We start from the raw sequence: 18412 nt of genomic DNA on the forward strand, positions 1-18412 counted from the left end.
GACATATTTCTTCACTTGTGGAATACGCGTGCTTATGTTAAACCCGAGCAAGGGATTAAAGGGTATTTGCTAACGGTATCTAAAAATATAGTTTTTACCTGGCTGAGAAATATCTCCCGAAAGAAAAGAATGCAATCGGAATTGGAAGCTTATTTCATTCGCGAGCAGGAAGAATTGCTTCCCGAAAAACGGATAGATGCAACTTTTAGCCTGTCCACCTTACGTACCGCACTAAACGTACTGCCACCTAAAAGAAAAGTTGTTTTCGAAATGATCCGCTTTAAGGATATGACCTATAATCAAGTGGCCGATCAGCTTTCCATCAGCCGTAACGCGGTAAAAGATCATATGGTAAAAGCAAACCGGGTTGTTGAGGCTTTAAAAACCAATAAGGAATACCTGGATTATATCACGCTATTTTATTTTCTTGTATTTTCCTGCTTAGTATAAGTATTACTTATAAAACTTCTGTAATATATGTAGCTACTTTATGTTATGGAAATATTCTCCCGCCACAGATTTCCGTCACTGTTTTAAGTAACGAAGCGCAACACATCCCGATTTTAAAATCTTTGAATCCACAAGTTTTAATTCTAATTTCTCCTGTAGGTTAGTTTCTTCAAACAACCGTCTCCCTTCTCCTGCAACTAGTGGTTGGAAGACAAAATGGTATTCATCGACCAAACCAAGTTCTATCAATTGCGAAGGAAGAGTTACACCACCAAGCGAGATATTCTTGCCTTGTTCCTGTTTCAATTTCAATATTTCGTCTCCAGGATTTGTCCGAACAATTCTCGTGTTTTTATCTTCAACCCTGTCTAACGTTTTGGAAAAAACAAGCTTGTCTATGGAGTCAAATACCCGCGCAAATTCGTTCGATGCTTTGCTCATAGACTGTTTTTTTGCAACATCGGGCCAAAAAGGGATCATCAATTCGTAAGTTTTACGCCCATAAACGATCAGGTCAACATCTCGCATAAGGTCCGTAAAATATTCATGTACACCTTCATAGCCAACCCCTTTGGTGTGGTCACAGCAGCCATCCAGGGTCAAGTTGATGCCATAGATTACCTTTCTCATTGGATTGATTTTAGTATTTGGTTTCCTAAAATTAGTAATTTTTTTAGGGTTCGTTATATGGCCAGAGAATGATGATGGAGGCTCGGATAAAATGAGAATACATCTCAATAAAAAAGATAAATCAAATTTATTTTTTTTAGAGCTACCCTAAAACCCTGCTCGGGTAGTATATATAAGTAGTCGGCCGATATGAGGCGTTATTTATATGGATCATAACAGAAAGAAATATTTACACCGAAGGTATCTCACCAGGGAGCTTTCGAAAGAAGAGCTGAAAGAGTTCTTTAAAATGCTTGAACATAGTGATCCGCAGGATTTAGCAGATTTTGATGATATAGCTAACGAATTCCCTTCGGATTTTGAACCGGCCGAAGATATAGTACAAAAGATATTGCATAAACAACAAGCCGGAAAATTCTCCCGCTTAGTTTTTAGAGTAGCGGCAGCTGTCGTTATAGGCTTCGTTATATTATTTGGTGGTACTAAAATTTATCAGGAATATACTTTTATTCAGAAAACAAAAACTTTCGCTACCGTACGTGTGCCGCTTGGTAAAATAAAAAAGGTAAAACTCGAAGACGGGACAGTGATCACGTTAACTTCAGGTGCTGTTTTTAAATATCCGCAGGCATTTACCAAGACCGAACGCCAGGTTTATCTGTTAGAAGGCCAGGCCTTTTTTGAAGTAGCCCATGACAAAACCAAGCCGTTTCGTGTAAATTCCGGTAAACTATCCACTACAGCCTTGGGTACATCTTTTATCATCAAGCATTATAAAAATTATGGTTATGAGAAGGTAAGCTTATATACCGGCAAAGTACAGATTGACCGTAACGGTGTAACCGCCCCGCCGGTTATTTTACACCCCGGCCAGGAATTTGATTATCATAATGGCACGCTAAATACGGTGACAGGTTTTGATAACTCTGAAGATGCGGTTAAGGCAGGAGTGTTAGACTTTAAACGTGTGCCTTTCCGGGATGCTATTTACAGCATGGCATCTTATTATAACGTAAATATCCAATTCAATGAAGATGATTTTAAGAAATATAGCATCAGCGGTAATTTCAATAGCGGTTCTGTAGATGCATTGCTTAGCTCCCTCACTTTTATATATCCATTTAAAGTAAACAAAATCAATTCGTCAACCTATAAACTGACCTTATCGAAAAAACAAAAACATAGAGGCCTTAAATAGAAAGTACCGCGGCCAGGCGGTACTTTCCTTAACAATTTGACCGGAAAAACCGGTAACAATCGAAACCACATTACTAAAAGCAATGCAGCAATTCAAAAATATGATTTTTAATTTACCTATAAGTATACATTTAAGAACACAACACACCGCTTATTTATTTATCCTGTTCACCATTTTATTAAGCAGCCCGCTTTTTGCACAGGCAACGGGTAAAACAGATGGCAACTATAAAACTATCACTAAACCTGTCTCGCTTGAATTTGCGCAGGTAAATGCAGTACAGATACTCGAAGTATTAAAAACACAAACCAATTATAATTTTATTTACAACCCAAACGAGCTTGAAAAGGTTGAACTAAAGAAAGTGAGTTATCGCCAGGAAGCCTTGGGGAAAGTCCTGGAAAAACTAACCGTATCCGGCATGAACTTTTCCTTGTCGGGCAACTCTATCTATGTAAATTATACCAAACCCGCTCCGCTCAGGAAACCAGATCCCGGCCGTATTAGTGGTAAAATAGTTGACGATAAGGGTGAAACTTTACCGGGTGCCAGTATAAGGGTTATCCAAACAGGGCAGGGTATTACCAGCAGTGTAGATGGTAGCTACCAGTTAACGCTTGAACCGGGTACTTACACACTGGAGGTAAGTTATATCTCTTTTCAAACCAAACGCATCACAGAGGTTATTGTTAAAGCCGGGCAGCTTACCAGGTTGGATATCTCTTTAAAGGTATCATCCAGCGCTTTAAAGGAAGTGGTAGTACAATCCTCTTTTAAAAGAGAATCGATAACCGGTTTGTATGCGCAGCAAAAAAATAATGCTTCTATAACGGATGGTATCTCTGCCGAGCAAATATCACGTACGCCAGATAATAATTTGGGTCAGGTGCTTAAACGCATCAGCGGGGTAACCACAATAGATACCCGCTATGTGGTAGTAAGAGGGTTAACCGAACGTTACAACCAGGCCATGCTTGATGGGGTGATCATCCCCAGTACGGATATGAACCGCAGAAATTTTTCGTTCGACGTAGTTCCGCAGGAGCTGGTGAGTAACGTGGTAGTTAACAAAACAGCCAGCCCGGATATGTCTGCAGAGTTTTCTGGAGGCCAGATCCTGATCAACACCCTGGATATTCCGGAGCAAAATTTTAACTCCTTTACCATTGGTACCGGTTATAACAGCCGTACCACCGGTAAGGATTTTGTAATGCTGGGCGGCCGTGGTAAATACGATTACTTTGGTTTTGATGATGGCCGCAGAAAAACGCCGATGAACCTTCAAGCATGGACACAGCAAAACAGCACTGACCCAATCCCTGCTTACGCTGTACCACAAAGCAAACATTTTAACAGCGAACAGCTTAAAGCCTATACTTATCAAGGGGCGCTGAACCAAAATTACCGCTTTTCGCTTGGCCGTTTATACCAGTTGAGAGAAGGATTAAAATTTGGCTTCACCGGAGGCTTAACTTATCGTAATACGCAGGAAACTAACCCTTTTATAACAGTACGAAACTCAAATTTGACTTTTGCCGGCAAGGGCGATCCTATTGATACTGCCGCGATCAGAAGCTCGGGCAGCTTGTATAAATTTAATACCACCATTGGTGGGGTGTTGAATGCAGGTGTTCAGGGCGAAAAATTTAAAATAACTTCTAAAAATTACTACTCTCACGTACTTAACGAAACTTCGCAATATGCTTCCAGGTATGATGCCACAGAAAGCAAAAGATTTATTGAATTTTTTGACAGCCCCGAATTTACTACGGTTTACCAGAGCAAATTGGAAGGCGAAAACCTGATCGGTAAAAATGGATTAAAGTTTAACTGGAGTGGCGCGTTAACCAACATCAGTCAGGATATTAAGGATATGAGACGACTGAGGTATAACAAGACAGCCAGTATAGCGGGAGTAGATTATTATGACAGCCCGAACACTTCGGTGTTTAGTGACGGATCTGGTCTTTATGATTACCGCTTATCAACACATTTAAATGAACGGGATTATAACTGGTCGGCCAGTTTGAGCCAGCCCTTTAATTTTTTAAAGGATAAAAGCGTACTAAAAGTAGGTTATAATGGCTGGCGAAAGCAACGTTCTTTAGGGTCAAGCGAGGTGCGTATTATTAAGCAAGACGCAAATGCAGAGTTAACCGGCAGGTACGAGGATATTCTTGCCCCCCAAAGAATAGGTGCTACTGCCGACTCTGCATTTTATTATGCCGATGCATCACGTAATGGGACCCAGTATACAGGTTCTTCTAAATATCATGCAGCCTATCTGATGCTGGATCAACGCTTTTTTCAAAAATTGAGGGTTGTTTACGGCGTAAGGGCAGAGAATTTTAACCTGGCCAACAGGCAGGAACAGTTTCTGCGTGCCCCCAATTTTAATGGTTTTGAGAAAGTAAATCCATTTATAACAGGTGAAAAGAACTGGCGTTTTTTGCCATCTGTAAATATAAGTTACAGCTTAACCGACAAGATGAACCTAAGGGCTGCGTATTCCACCACCGTGGTACGACCGGATTTTAGAGAAACTTCTTATTTTGAGTTGTACGATGCTTATTTAGACGCTTTTATTAGCGGTTGGGACGTAGTGAGCACCAAGATAAAAAATTATGATCTGCGATATGAATGGTACCCTTCATCTGGGGAGATCATTTCAGTATCGGCATTCTATAAAGATTTTGATAAACCCTTAGAGCTGGTTGATCAGCCTGTGAGCGGGGGAGGAGGCAGGTCACGTTTCCTTCGTTTCCAAAACCAGGACAGGGCCATAAATAAGGGGATTGAAATAGAGGTGCGTAAATCATTGGATTTTATAGCAGACAAGCAATGGCTGCATAACCTAACGGTGTTTGGAAATGGTACCTGGACAAAATCAAAGGTTTACGCTTTAGCATATTTTGTAGATGCTGTTAATAATGGCGAGTCATTTAAATTACGGCAAGAGGTTATCCCGGGTGTTAACCGTCCTTTGTATGGCCAGTCTCCCTGGATGGCAAATGCAGGTATCAACTATAACTCAAAATATGTAGGTGCAAATGTGAGCTACAACCGGTCTGGTTACCGCTCGTATGTTACCGCAGTAGACCCAAATGGTATCGAATACGAGAATGGCCGTAACCTGGTAGATCTGCAATTGAGTACGCGATTGCTTAAACAAAAGGCAGAGATCAGGCTGAATATTGCGAACATATTGGATGAGGAAACATTCTTTTATACCAATCCTACCGCTTACGTAGGCGGAACCGCAGATTATAACAATGGCTATGTACTGGTTAACGGAACCGATGCCTATGAAAAAGATAAAGGGGACCGCATATCTTATCGTGTAAAAAACGGAAGAACGGCCAGTTTGACCTTTACCTATAAGTTTTAAAAAAGAAAAGATTTATAATTAATTAATACTTACATATTGGAGGTTTAATTACTTTGATAAGTGATATAAAATACTATTAATCAATTAGTTATGAAAAATATTTTTTATGTTTTCCTTGCATTGGTTAAACTAATAATTCAACTTTACAATGTTTTATAATACAAACAAAACCCTTTTATCCATTAATTAAAAATTCCTAACAAATGAAAACAATCCATGCAACATTAGCAGCACTCGCAGTAGCTGCTACCTTTGGCCTAACAAGCTGTAAGAAAGATTTAGTTGGTTCGAACGGAGATTTTAATAAATCTTCTAAAGCGCCTATTGATTACAGTACACTTCCACAAGTGCACTTAAGTGGTGTTTACACTGCAAAACGTGTTTTAAGCCCTGATACCTTGTATAAATTAGACGGGGTGGTTTATTTTTCGGGCGCCAATGCTAAATTGTATATTAAAGCAGGTACACACGTAGTAACCGGTAATGCGGTAACTTATGGCGGCAGGTCTTTAAAAGGCGTATTGGTTATAGCCAAAAATGCTCAGATATTCGCAAATGGTAACAAAAATAATGTTGCTGAAGCGAGCTATAACCCAGACAGTACCATCGTTTTTGGTCCTGATCCGGCTGTAGCAGTTCCGGTACCTGGTGATTTTGGCGGTGTTATTCTGTTAGGAAAAGCCCAAACCAACCAGCCAACCACTACGGTTATTGAAGGTATCCCAACTTCACCGCCGGCCGATGTTACTTTTGGTGGAACTACTACAAATGATAATTCAGGTGTTATACGTTTCGCCCGTATTGAGTATGCAGGATTTTTGTTATCAACTGATAATGAAATCAATGGCCTTACTTTGGGTGGTGTAGGCTCTGGAACAACTTTAAACCACATCCAGGTATCTTTCAGTAATGATGATTCCTTCGAGTTTTTTGGCGGAACAGTTAATGCAGATCACCTTATTGCCTTAGCAGGAACTGATGATGATTTTGATTTTGACAATGGTTACTCTGGTACAATTCAGTATGCCCTTGCATTGAAAGATCCTTTTTCTACCCACACAGTTTCTGGCGGTGTAAGCGATGCTAACGGTATCGAATCTGATAACAATGCTGCAGGAAATGGTGCTTTAACGCCACTTACAAACCCAAAACTTAGAAACTTTACTATCCTGGGTTACTCTACCAATGGCAGTGCATCAGATCTGGAAAAAGCTAACCACTGGAGAAGAGCATCATCGCTTGATATTCAGAACTCAATTCTTGGCGGGTTTAACACAGGTGTTCAGTTTGAAGGTATTACTACTGCTGGTTCTATATTCCGCAACAACGTGGTACAAGCCTATACAACTGCATCTACCACTACAACTACTAACCCGGCTACTTACAGCTTAATTAGTACTGATGTTTTAGCAAGCACAGCAGCAGCTAATGGTTTCCTTAAATTAACAAGCGCTTCTGCTTTCTATGACGAAAGTGCCTATACCCCGCTTAATTTAAGACCATTATCAACTTCACCTGCGTTTAGCGGTGGGAACACTACCGGTGGTGGTACCGCTTACCGTGGTGCAATTGATCCTGCAGCTACAGCATCAACTATCTGGACAAGCAACTGGACAGATTTCACACCATCTTTTTAAGTTTAAATTTCAATCTGTTTGTTTTATAAAACATAATATAAGTTAATAAGTAGCGGCCCTAACAGGCCGCTACTTTAAATCATTGATATGAAAAAATACATTTACTTTTTAATATTGCTAATTGCAACCGCTACTTATTCCTGCAAAAAAGAAGCTACGCTATCTAAGGCGGCCACGTTTGCCAGTGTTACATTTGACGACCCATTTGATGTGTTTGCCGGCCCCAATGGCCCATTAATAATCACTTACCAGGGCAAACCCATTGAACCGCGAGCAGACAGAAGCCTGACGGTGTTGGCGGGCGAAGGCGAATTTGAGTTTTTTAACTCAGCTACCAATACCAGTGTTTTGACCAGGAAACTTACTATCAGCAAAGACACTGCAAAAACATACGTGTTTTTTAAACCAGACCCCGATGCGCCGCGTGTAGAGCTATTGGAAAACAACCAGCTTTTAGAGCCCCGCCCTGCCACAGAAGATCGTATAAAGGTTAAACTAGCAAACTTCGCCCAGTCTATTCTGGGTAATAAAAATATTAAAGTTGTTTTTAGCCAGAACGGAATTCCGGTAGATACTATCCAGACGGTTGGTTCGGAATTTACCAACGGATATTCGGAGATGAGCAGGGAGATCAAGATAGTAAGAAATGTAAAGAGGCCCACTACTATTTATTCGGTAACTTTTTTGGATGAGAATAACAACCCGGTTTTAGATACAAATAGTACACCCGTTGAAAGTACATTTATTTCAAATAATAGTGTAGGGGTTAACCTTTACACCATTATAATATCTGTTGTTGGAGGTCAAATCCCATATATTAGTACTCCTACGTTATTTGAAGACTAATATATTAGCAGCCGCTTGAATAAGAATTAGAGCCAGTGTATTCACTAAATCCAATGGTGTAGTCACAGCCAAAATATTAATAATTCAGTATAATTTATACCGCTTTATTCCTTATTCATAGGTAATATCAAGACTATAATCTAAAATATATAATAAATTCTATAAAAACTATAGACATTATAGAATTTATTATATATTTGCATCATCATAATCGTTCTTTAATAACTTATCCAGAAAGACAGAGGGAAAGGCCCGAAGACGTCTTAGCAACCTGTACCGGCTTTTAAGCTTGTAAAAGGTGCTAATTCCTGCTCCATTTAATGGGAGAAAGATAAGATGACAAGAAATTAAAAGTTTACAGCGCTTTATCTTTTGTGTCTTTTTTTGAGATAAGTTACTAAAGTAACATAGTAACATTTTAAAATATTTAGAAGATGAGAATTTACCTGGATAACGCTGCTACCACACAACTGGATAACGAGGTATTTAAAACAATAACCCCTTATTTACTGGAATTTTACGGCAATCCGTCGTCGCATCACGAACATGGGCGCGAAGTAAAAACTGCTATTGAAGGTGCACGTACTACCATTGCCGATCTGCTAAATGCATCGCCAAACGAAATTGTGTTTACCAGCGGTGGCACCGAAGCCGATAACACGGCTATCCTGTCGAGCGTGCGTTCTCATCAAATAAAACACGTTATCACCACACCGTTTGAGCACCATGCCGTTTTACATACCCTTGATGTGCTGAAGAATAACGGCGAAATAAAATTAAGCTTTATAGATACCGATAGCCGGGGCAACCTGGATATTAACCACCTGGATACTTTGTTAAAAAGCAACAGCCGTTCGCTGGTATCAGTAATGCATGCCAATAACGAGATAGGTAACCTTAATAATATTGAGCTGATAGGGGAGGTCTGTAATAGCAGGGGCGCACTTTTTCACTCAGACACGGTACAAACCATGGGCCACTACAGGCACAATCTGTCAAAATTAAAAACGCACTTTATAGCGGCATCGGCACATAAATTTCACGGACCAAAAGGGGTAGGGTTTATTTACTGTCGCGATGGTATACAGCTATCACAACTATTACACGGCGGGGCGCAGGAACGTAAGCTGCGGGCCGGTACCGAAAATATCCACGGCATTATAGGGCTGGCAAAAGCTTTAGAAATTGCTTATCGTGATATTGATGAGCACCAGTTTTATATTCAAAAATTAAAAAACAGGATGATTGCCAAACTGCAGGAACAAATAGGCGATGTAAGGTTCAATGGTAATTCGGCTAACGCAGAAAAAAGCCTTTACACGGTGCTAAGCGCAAGCCTGCCTGTTAACCATGCAACCGGCGACCTGCTAACTTACCTTGATCAAAACAACATCTCGGTATCAGGCGGTAGTGCCTGCTCAACCGGCTCGGCATCGCATGTATTGAAAGCCATTGGGGCTGATCTGTCAAGAAATACGGTCAGGTTTTCGTTCAGCAAGTTTAATACTGCTGCCGAGATAGATTACACAGTAGAAAAACTATCGGCATTATATAAAGCCATAGCAGCATAACAAGAATAACAAATGAAGAAATATATCATCGGCGCAGGCATTATATTATCAGGGTTTTGCGCAAGCGCGCAAGTACTAACCCCGGTAAAGTGGGCCTACGCTGCTAAAAAAATAAATAATAATGAAGCGGTTGTTTTGGTAAAAGCAACCATTGATAAAGGCTGGCATATTTACTCGCAAAACGTTGCGGATGGCGGCCCGGCAAAAACGGCGCTGGTCTTCAATAAATCTGACGAGTACACATTGGTGAACAAAACTATAGAACCGCAGCCACTTAAAAAGTACGAGAAGGCTTTTGATATGAATGTAACCTACTTTGAAAATACGGTAGTGTTTCAGCAGAAAGTTAGGCTGGTAAAAGATAAGCCGGTTATAAAAGGCACTATTTCATTTATGGCCTGTAGTAACAAAGAATGTTTACCGCCCGAAGATGTAGAATTTTCGGTCGCATTAAAATAGAACAGATATAAACACATATACCCTTACACAATTAGATATTAAGTCAATCCTCCACCAATTGATTTTATTATTTATAAAGAATAATAAACAAATGAAAACTGACGCATCTAAACATCTTATTGCCTTTCACCACTTAGCAACCCGCTCTGGTATCGCTATGCAAAGCTGTTGTTGCCTGTAAGTATCTACACGCAATCGGGACATTAAAACAAGATCTTATAAGATTAACATCCTGGCACTGTGTATAGTGACAAGGCTTTATGCAATGGTGGAACTTCATTCAGCTAAATCTCTATTCCAGTAGCCGGGATGTAAATCAAAAAACGATAACAAATACAAAAAATGTATTATTACACTAAATATTTTAAATAAATACTACTAAGTCTATAGATTTAATTTGCTTTTTTAATATTTATTATTACCTTTACTGCATCTAATTAACCCCACCATTAATTAGTTGATTTATTAAGAAAAAGGGAGAGGAAGTCTCGATGATCTTTTAGCAACTTTTCAGATAGCCTGAAATAAGTGCTCTACTTTATCCAAAGGAATAATCTAACGGATAATAAATTAACTAAGTGTTATGAAAAATTTGAAGTATCCAAAACTAAACAGACAACCAGCCGCCGCCCCACCGCGATGTTGTTGTATGTGCATGTAGTTTCCGGCATTATCCAAGGTAAGTTTTAATTACACGGATTAAGTATTAATGGCTTTGCCGTTGATGCGCATGGAACTGTTATGCCTCAAAATTTCTATTACACTTCCTTAATATCCATTAAGCAAGTAAAAAATCATTAACAAAATCAAATTCTACAAACATGAACTTCAAAAACTATCTATTAAAAGCAAAATACCTTACGCTGGGTGTTTTATTGAGTGGTGCAGCGTTGGCCGGCGACAAAGTGCCCGGCGCAAAATTTATTAAAGAAGGTGTGTGGCGAGGGGTATTTACGGTAAGCGAATCGCAGGTGCCGTTCAACTTTGAGTTTAAGGGGAAAGATCCTAAGCATGCCATTTTTACCCTGATCAACGGTAGCCGCCGGGATGATTTCCATGTGCAGCGCCTGGGTAAAGATTCGGTATATATAAAAATGAATACTTATGATGCCGCCCTGGTTGCTAAAATTGAAGATGACGGCAAAATAAGTGGCGAGTATCGCAGCCTGGTACCGGGTTTTAGAGGTAACGCCCTGCCATTTACGGCCGAATATGGTAAAAGCTACCGCTTTGTTGAGCCTGGTAAAGATGTTGCACCTGCAGCTGATCTATCCGGAAAGTGGGAGATAAAAACCTATAGTAAAGAAGCCGTACCTGCATCTATCGCCATTATTAAACAAAAAGGAAACAAACTTACAGGTGTTATTATGACTGTTGTGGGCGATACCCGCGAACTGGAAGGCACTATACAAGGCGATGAATTCGCGCTGAGCGGCTTTACCGGCCCAAGCCCTTTTATTGTAAAGGGAAAGGTTAACGCCGATGGTACTATTAGTGGTGAGCAAGGATTCGGGATCTATAAAAACTTAAAGTTTGATGCCACCAAAAATGCCAATGTTGAACTGCCCGATCCATATAAACTTACCTTCCTGAAAGAAGGATACAAGAAACTCGATTTCTCTTTCCCGGGTATTGATGGCAAACAGATCTCGTTAAGCGATCAAAAATATAAAGGCAAGGTTGTCATCATTGAAGTTATTGGCACCTGGTGCCCAAATTGCACCGATCAAACCGTGTTCCTGTCGCCTTGGTTTAACAAAAACCGCCAGCGTGGGGTAGAGGCAATTGCCATTGGTTTTGAACAGAAAGATAGCCTGGAATATGCTAAATACACATTAGGCAAGCTTAAAGAAAAATACAATATCAATTACGATATAGCTTTTGGCGGCTTGGCCGATAAAAAACTGGTATCGCAAAAACTGCCTGCGCTTAACAAATTCGTGGCTTTCCCAACTACTATTATTGTTGACAGGAAAGGTGATGTCCGCGAGATCTATACAGGCTACACAGGTACCGTAACCGGCAAATACCACGATGATTACGAGAAGAAATTTAACAAGCTATTGGATGAGTTGATAGCTGAACCGGCACCAGAAACCGCGCAGGTTATTGATACCAACACCCGCCAGGGCAATTAATTTTATAAACTGACTTATAGACACTATAAAAAATGAAAAACAACAACTTAAAAGGGCTTTTAGTAGGCCTGTTATTTAGCGGTGCTGCCTTTGCAGGCGATAAAGAACCGGCTAAATTTATTAAAGAAGGCGTATGGCGCGGGGTGTTCCGCGTAAGCGAATCGCAGGTGCCGTTCAACTTTGAATTTAAGGGGAAGGATGCAGAGCACGCGGTTTTTACCTTATTAAACGGAAGCCGCCGTGATAACTTCCATGTACAAAAAATTGGCAAAGATTCGGTATTCATCAAAATGAATACCTACGATGCTGCACTGGTTGCCAAAATTGAAGATAATGGCACCCTAAGCGGGGAATACCGCAGTCTTGTACCGGGCTTTAGAGGAAACTCCTTGCCCTTTACTGCCGAGTATGGCAAAAGCTACCGTTTTGTTGAGCCCGGAAAGGATGTTGCCCCGGCAGCAAACCTTACCGGAAAATGGGAGCTGAAAGTATATTCGAAAGAGCAGGTGCCCAACAAGATTGCCGTTCTTAAACAAACAGGTAACAAACTTACAGGTGTAATAATGCAGGTAACCGGCGACAGCCGCGAACTGGAAGGCACCGTACAGGGCGACCAGTTTGAACTATCGGGCTTTACCGGCCCAAGTCCAAAGATCTACCGCGGTAAAATAAATGCCGATGGTACATTAAGCGGCGAAATTGGTTCAGGTATTTATGATAACACCAAGTTTGACGCGGTGAAAGATGATGAAGCCGAACTGCCAGATCCATACAAGCTAACCTTTTTGAAAGAAGGCTACAAAAAGCTTGACTTTACCTTTCCTGATCTTAACGGCAAACCGGTATCATTAAGTGATGACAAGTACAAAGGCAAGGTTGTTATTGTAGAAATAATAGGTACCTGGTGCCCTAACTGTACAGATCAAACAGTATTCCTGTCGCCTTGGTTCAATAAAAACCACCAGCGTGGGGTAGAAGCCATTGCCCTTGGCTTTGAACAAAAAGACAGCCTTAAATATGCCCAGTACACATTAGGCAAGCTGCGCGATAAATACAATGTTAAATATGACATACTGTTTGGTGGCCTGGCCGATAAAAAACTTGTATCGCAAAAACTGCCTGCGCTTAACAAATTTGTTGCATTCCCAACAACTATTATTATTGATAGAAAAGGCGAAGTGCGCGAGATCTACACAGGCTACACCGGCACGGTAACCGGCAAGTATTATAAGGATTACGAAAAGAAATTCAACGCCTTGCTGGATAAACTATTAGCAGAAGAAGCACCCGCAACTGCAGCAGTAAATACTGATGATAGCGCAATACAAGGAAGATAAAGATTAACTGACTATACAATAATTAACTAAACTAATCACAATCCCGGCGCGGGTGGTTCTGCGCCGGGTTTTTAATCAACTTAAATCAAAAAAGAAAATGAAATTAACATTAGGCCTTTCGGTAATAACAATCGCATCTATTACCGCGTTAACGGGCATAGTTCCGCCAACAAAATCAAACAAAGTAGAATCAACTTCTGCCAAAATTGTAACTATAAGTAACAAGTTTGCAAAACCGGTAGTATTTAAGGTTGATAACAAAACCAGCAAACTTACCTGGCTGGCCAAAAAAGCCACAGGCGAACACAGTGGTACTATAGAAGTTAGCGATGGTAGCTTTACGGTTGAAGGTAACACGCTTAAAGCCGGCGCCTTTGATATTGACACCCGCAGCATTACTGATACCGATATTGCCGATGAAGGTGCAAACGGTAAATTGGTTACCCACCTAAAAAGCCCCGATTTTTTTAGTGTGGAAAAGCACCCTAAGGCAAACTTTGTGTTAACCAGCGCTACTAAAGCAACAGGCAATACTTACAATGTAAAAGGTAACTTAACCATTAAGGGCATTACTAACGAAGTAAGCTTCCCGGCTACGGTTGCGGTAAGCGGCAAAAAGTTAAGCGCCAATGCCAAAATTACTATTGACCGTACCAAATACGATATCAAGTTTCGCTCAAAAAACTTCTTCGAAAACCTGGGCGACAAGGTGATCTACGACGATTTTGATATTGATGTTGCGTTGGTAGCAAACGCGCAATAATATCTCAAGGTACCTTTTTCATAAAGGTTTAGGTTGAAAAATAAAGCTCCCTGTTCGGGGTGGACAGGGACTTTATTGTCTAAATTTTGCCATCCCATATATAAAATAATTGTACACTAGTTGATTTAGCTAAGCGAGAAAAAGGTCATGAAAAAGGCATACACTATACTTACATTAATAGGTTTTGTTTTCTTACTGATAACGCAGGTAAGTTTCATGCCTGATAATGACGAGGTGCAGACCAGGGAGCAGCTTGGCAGTAAACTGTTTTTTGATAATATATTATCAAAAGACCGTACCATCAATTGCTCATCGTGCCATAACCCGGAGTTTGCTTTTGCTGATACCGCTGTTTTTAGCAAAGGCATTGGCGGTAAGCTAACCGCACGTAATTCGCCGGGGCTTACAAATTTATCGGGCCGTACCCACTTTTTTTGGGATGGCCGTGCAGCCTCGTTAGAGGAGCAGGCCCTTGGGCCAATTACATCGCCTGATGAAATGGGCTTATCCATTGAGGAGGCAGTTGAACGACTTAACAAGAACGAATTTTATGCAAACGCTTTTCAAAAAATATTTAAAGCAGCGCCGAATAAAGATAATTTGTTGAAAGCACTTGCTGCTTTTGAACGGACGCTGGAAACAACCAATAGCCCCTACGACCGCTATATAAACGGTGACGATAATGCATTATCTGCCGCCGCGGTACGTGGCCGCAATATATTTATTGGCAAGGGTAACTGTAATAATTGCCACTCGGGCGAGGATTTTACAGCAGACCGCTTTAAAAGCATAGGCTTATATAATGGTAAGGACCTGAACGATGCCGGCAGGTTCAAAATAACAAAAGACAGCACCGTACTGGGCGAATTTAAAATACCAGGCCTGCGCAACGTGGCCGTAACAGCGCCATACATGCACAACGGTAAATTTAAAACCCTGCGCAGCGTGGTGGAGTATTACAACAACCCATCGGCTGTGGTAAGCGACGGTATAAACCGCGACCTGTCTTTAGATAAACCATTGAACCTTTCATCGCAGGATATTGACGACGTAGTTGAATTCCTAAAAGCATTAACCGATGACAGGTTCGTGAAAAACATAAGCAAAAGCTAACCCGGTAACAAAATCTAAAACTTTAATAATTAAGCATAATGCAGGCCAAAAGGCCTGTACGCAATACCCCTTTGTCTAAACTTAACTTACAAACATGAAACGATTTATACTATATATATTATTTTTAAGCCTCATTTACGGGCAACATGCATTTGCTCAGCAGGGCAGGCGAGTAACCGGTGTGGTTACCTCTGCGGATGACAGCCAACCATTGCCGGGCGTATCCGTGCTGGTAAAAGGTACCGGCGAAGGCGTAGTAACCAAAACAGACGGTACATTTGAGCTTAACATCAGCACTGGTAAATACCTTGTTTTTTCGTTTGTTGGGTACGAAACGCAGGAAATTTACATCGATGGCATCCGTAAGTTTGAGGTGGCCCTTAAACCAAAGGGTAACCAGTTAGGCGACGTACAGATCATCGGCTCACGTAATGCCAACCGTACCAAGCTAAACTCGGCCAACCCGGTTGATGTTATCGATATAAAGGCCTTGCAAGAGAGCAGTCCGCAGGTAAGCGTTACGCAATTGCTGCAGTATGTATCGCCATCTTTTCATTCATCAGTATCTGGTGGGGGCGATGCGGCATCGGCAACTTCAACCGCGCAACTGCGTGGTTTAGGTGTAGACCAATTACTTGTGCTGATAAATGGTAAACGCCGCCACAAAAGCTCTAACATTAGCTGGGGTGGCCTGGGCAACGGCGCTACCGGGTACGATTTAAACTCCATCCCAACAGGCTCAATTGAGCGGATAGAGATTTTGCGTGATGGCGCTGCTGCCCAATATGGCTCTGACGCTATTGCCGGAGTAATAAACATCGTACTAAAGAAAACCACCGATCAGCTAACGCTTAATTCTACAGCCAGTAGTCGCCGCCGGGGGGACGGTATTACCACACGTACCAGTAGTAATTATGGCGTTAAGCTCGGTGACAAAGGCGGTTTCCTGAACGTGACCGGCGAGTTTGCGACCCAGGCGGTTTCCCTGCCAGTGGGAAAGGATGAATCGGGGTTATATATTGGCCCTGCATATGGTGGTGGCGCCAATACCCGTGGTTTCGATCAGATCTATACCAAAGAGATAGATGATGCCATTATCAAATCGAGAGGGATAGACCGCCATTATTTCGACCAGCGCGGTAGTACCAATAAAGCTATTGATGGCTTGCTTTTCTTTAATGCCGCTGTGCCATTGAAACAGGATGTTGAACTGTATTCTTTTGGTGGCATAAGTCAGCGTAATTCGCAATTTACAGCTGTGTACCGCCTACCGGGATGGACAGAGCGTAACAACACCTTCATATATCCTGATGGATTTTTACCGGCAATGGATAACATCATTTCAGATAAATCATTCGCGGTGGGGGTAAAAGCCAAAGTACGCGGATGGAATGTTGATATATCTAACGTTTATGGTAACAATAGCTTCGGCAATGTAATAACCAACTCGTTAAATGCAAGTTACGGTTTACGTACACCACGCAAATTTGATGCGGGCAGCTATAGCGCCAGCCAAAACACAGGTAGCTTGGATTTTAGCCGGTATTTCGATAAAATACTAAAAGGAGTAAACATCGCTTTTGGTGGACAGTATCGCGTAGAAACCTATCGCATAAATGCAGGGGAAGAGGCGTCTTATTCAAAAGCTGATCTGAGACAGATCTATGGTGTTGATACCACTTCTGGCGGTATTATCTATAATACATCGTTAGGGCAAACGCCATTAAATGGCTTATCGCCCGGCTCACAAATCCACGCTGGTTTCAGGCCAAGTAACGAGGTGAATGTCAACCGGTCTATTTCTGCAGGCTATGCCGATGTCGAAGTGAATGCAACTAATGCGTGGTTGTTATCAGGCGCATTAAGGGTAGAGAACTACTCAGACTTTGGAAGCGTATTTACCTACAAAGCCGCAACCCGATATAAATTCGCCGACTTTTTAAGCGTTCGCGGATCCATTAACACGGGTTTCCGTGCGCCCGATCTGGCACAATTTTATTATACGGAAACATCAACCACATTCCAAAACGGTGTGGCTATTGACCAGGTTACCGCCAATAACGAGAACCCGGCTACCAAGGCATTAGGTATCCCCACCTTAACACCCGAACGTTCTAAAGGATATACTGCTGGTATCACCTCATCGCCTATACCAAACTTTGAATTAACGGTAGATGCTTATAAAATAGATATCCGCGATAGGGTAGGGAACACCGGGCGCTTTTCGGCAACTGATACAAACTTACCTGCCGATGTTAGGGCACTGTTTGTGCAAACGGGTACGGTGCAAGCCAAGTTCTTCTACAATTCGTTTAGTACCAGTACTAAGGGCGTAGAGCTTACAGGTAGTTATAAGTACACCTTCGCGAACGGCGCGAAAGCTACTTTGTTAGTTGGCGCAAACTTCCTGGAAACCAAACTAACCAAAGTAAATACCCCAAAAGGGTTGGAAGCTTACCGCTATATCATATTTGATGAATCGGAAAAAGCGCGCGTAACAAGTAATATCCCATCAAAGAAAATCACCTTGCAGGGAACTTATGGCATTGATAGGTTGAACGTCCTGTTGCGTACAGTATATTTTGGATCGGTAGTTTCGGTTACCCAGCTTAACGCCAACTTCCCTAAACCCGATTATTACTATCAATCGTTTAGTCCCGTTTGGATAACCGACCTGTCCGCAAGTTATGCGGTATCTAACAACCTGTCGGCCACTATTGGCGCTAACAATCTGTTCAACATACTGGGCGACTACACCATCCCGGCACCGGGCAGCAACATCACCAGGAACCCCGGCCCGGGTGCAACACAGGCAGGAACCAATACAGGCGTACAGCCATTTGTAAGATTATCAGCAAAATTTTAGATCATTTAAGAACAGA

The 18412-nt window shown here is 41.5% G+C and carries 13 protein-coding genes and 2 riboswitches; of the genes, 12 read left to right on the forward strand and 1 reads right to left on the reverse strand.

Going from position 1 to position 18412, the window contains the following annotated elements:
* Window positions 1–450, forward strand: a 450-nt coding sequence (locus JWQ85_RS00325; RefSeq protein WP_299462190.1) for a sigma-70 family RNA polymerase sigma factor, incomplete at its 5' end; no start/stop codon positions are given.
* A gap of 75 nt (window positions 451–525) precedes the next feature.
* Here JWQ85_RS00325 and JWQ85_RS00330 read toward each other — a convergent pair.
* Window positions 526–1080 carry a dihydrofolate reductase family protein gene (locus JWQ85_RS00330; RefSeq protein ID WP_299462193.1) on the reverse strand — a complete coding sequence of 185 codons (555 nt, stop codon included), beginning with the start codon at window positions 1078–1080 and terminating at the stop codon, window positions 526–528.
* A gap of 205 nt (window positions 1081–1285) precedes the next feature.
* Between JWQ85_RS00330 and JWQ85_RS00335 the strand changes: the two genes are divergently transcribed.
* The 11 genes from JWQ85_RS00335 to JWQ85_RS00385 all read left to right on the forward strand — a co-directional run bounded on the left by JWQ85_RS00335 (window position 1286) and on the right by JWQ85_RS00385 (window position 18396).
* Window positions 1286–2278: a FecR family protein gene (locus tag JWQ85_RS00335; protein WP_299462196.1), complete on the forward strand. Its 993-nt coding sequence runs from the start codon at window positions 1286–1288 to the stop codon at window positions 2276–2278.
* A 100-nt stretch (window positions 2279–2378) separates the two neighbouring features.
* Window positions 2379–5666 (forward strand): TonB-dependent receptor, encoded by a 3288-nt coding sequence (locus JWQ85_RS00340; RefSeq protein WP_299462199.1) that lies wholly within the window; start codon window positions 2379–2381, stop codon window positions 5664–5666.
* Window positions 5667–5869: 203 nt separating this feature from the next.
* On the forward strand, window positions 5870–7303 hold the full coding sequence (locus JWQ85_RS00345; protein ID WP_299462202.1) for a hypothetical protein: 1434 nt from the start codon (window positions 5870–5872) through the stop codon (window positions 7301–7303).
* A gap of 87 nt (window positions 7304–7390) precedes the next feature.
* On the forward strand, window positions 7391–8149 hold the full coding sequence (locus JWQ85_RS00350; protein ID WP_299462205.1) for a hypothetical protein: 759 nt from the start codon (window positions 7391–7393) through the stop codon (window positions 8147–8149).
* Window positions 8150–8372: 223 nt separating this feature from the next.
* A riboswitch (SAM riboswitch) is annotated at window positions 8373–8487 on the forward strand.
* 96 nt (window positions 8488–8583) lie between these two features.
* Entirely contained in the window at window positions 8584–9720 is a 1137-nt protein-coding gene (locus JWQ85_RS00355; RefSeq protein ID WP_299462207.1) for a cysteine desulfurase family protein, read from the forward strand.
* A gap of 12 nt (window positions 9721–9732) precedes the next feature.
* A complete protein-coding gene (locus JWQ85_RS00360; protein ID WP_299462210.1) occupies window positions 9733–10179 on the forward strand; it encodes a protein-disulfide reductase DsbD domain-containing protein in 447 nt (148 codons plus the stop codon).
* A 459-nt stretch (window positions 10180–10638) separates the two neighbouring features.
* A riboswitch (SAM riboswitch) is annotated at window positions 10639–10751 on the forward strand.
* Between the two features lie 249 nt (window positions 10752–11000).
* The gene (locus JWQ85_RS00365; protein ID WP_299462212.1) at window positions 11001–12317 is read left to right on the forward strand and encodes a peroxiredoxin; all 1317 of its coding nucleotides are present in this window, start codon (window positions 11001–11003) and stop codon (window positions 12315–12317) included.
* Between the two features lie 32 nt (window positions 12318–12349).
* Window positions 12350–13654 (forward strand): peroxiredoxin, encoded by a 1305-nt coding sequence (locus JWQ85_RS00370; RefSeq protein WP_299462214.1) that lies wholly within the window; start codon window positions 12350–12352, stop codon window positions 13652–13654.
* A gap of 97 nt (window positions 13655–13751) precedes the next feature.
* Window positions 13752–14417, forward strand: coding sequence for a YceI family protein (locus JWQ85_RS00375; protein ID WP_299462216.1), 666 nt, complete (start codon window positions 13752–13754; stop codon window positions 14415–14417).
* Window positions 14418–14564: 147 nt separating this feature from the next.
* Complete coding sequence (locus JWQ85_RS00380; RefSeq protein ID WP_299462218.1) at window positions 14565–15530, forward strand: cytochrome c peroxidase; 966 nt, start codon at window positions 14565–14567, stop codon at window positions 15528–15530.
* 94 nt (window positions 15531–15624) lie between these two features.
* Window positions 15625–18396, forward strand: a complete 2772-nt coding sequence (locus JWQ85_RS00385) for a TonB-dependent receptor (protein WP_299462221.1) — start codon at window positions 15625–15627, stop codon at window positions 18394–18396.
* Window positions 18397–18412: the final 16 nt, after the last annotated feature.

The organism is Mucilaginibacter sp. (genome assembly GCF_028288105.1).
In the GTDB taxonomy this organism is placed as follows: domain Bacteria; phylum Bacteroidota; class Bacteroidia; order Sphingobacteriales; family Sphingobacteriaceae; genus Mucilaginibacter.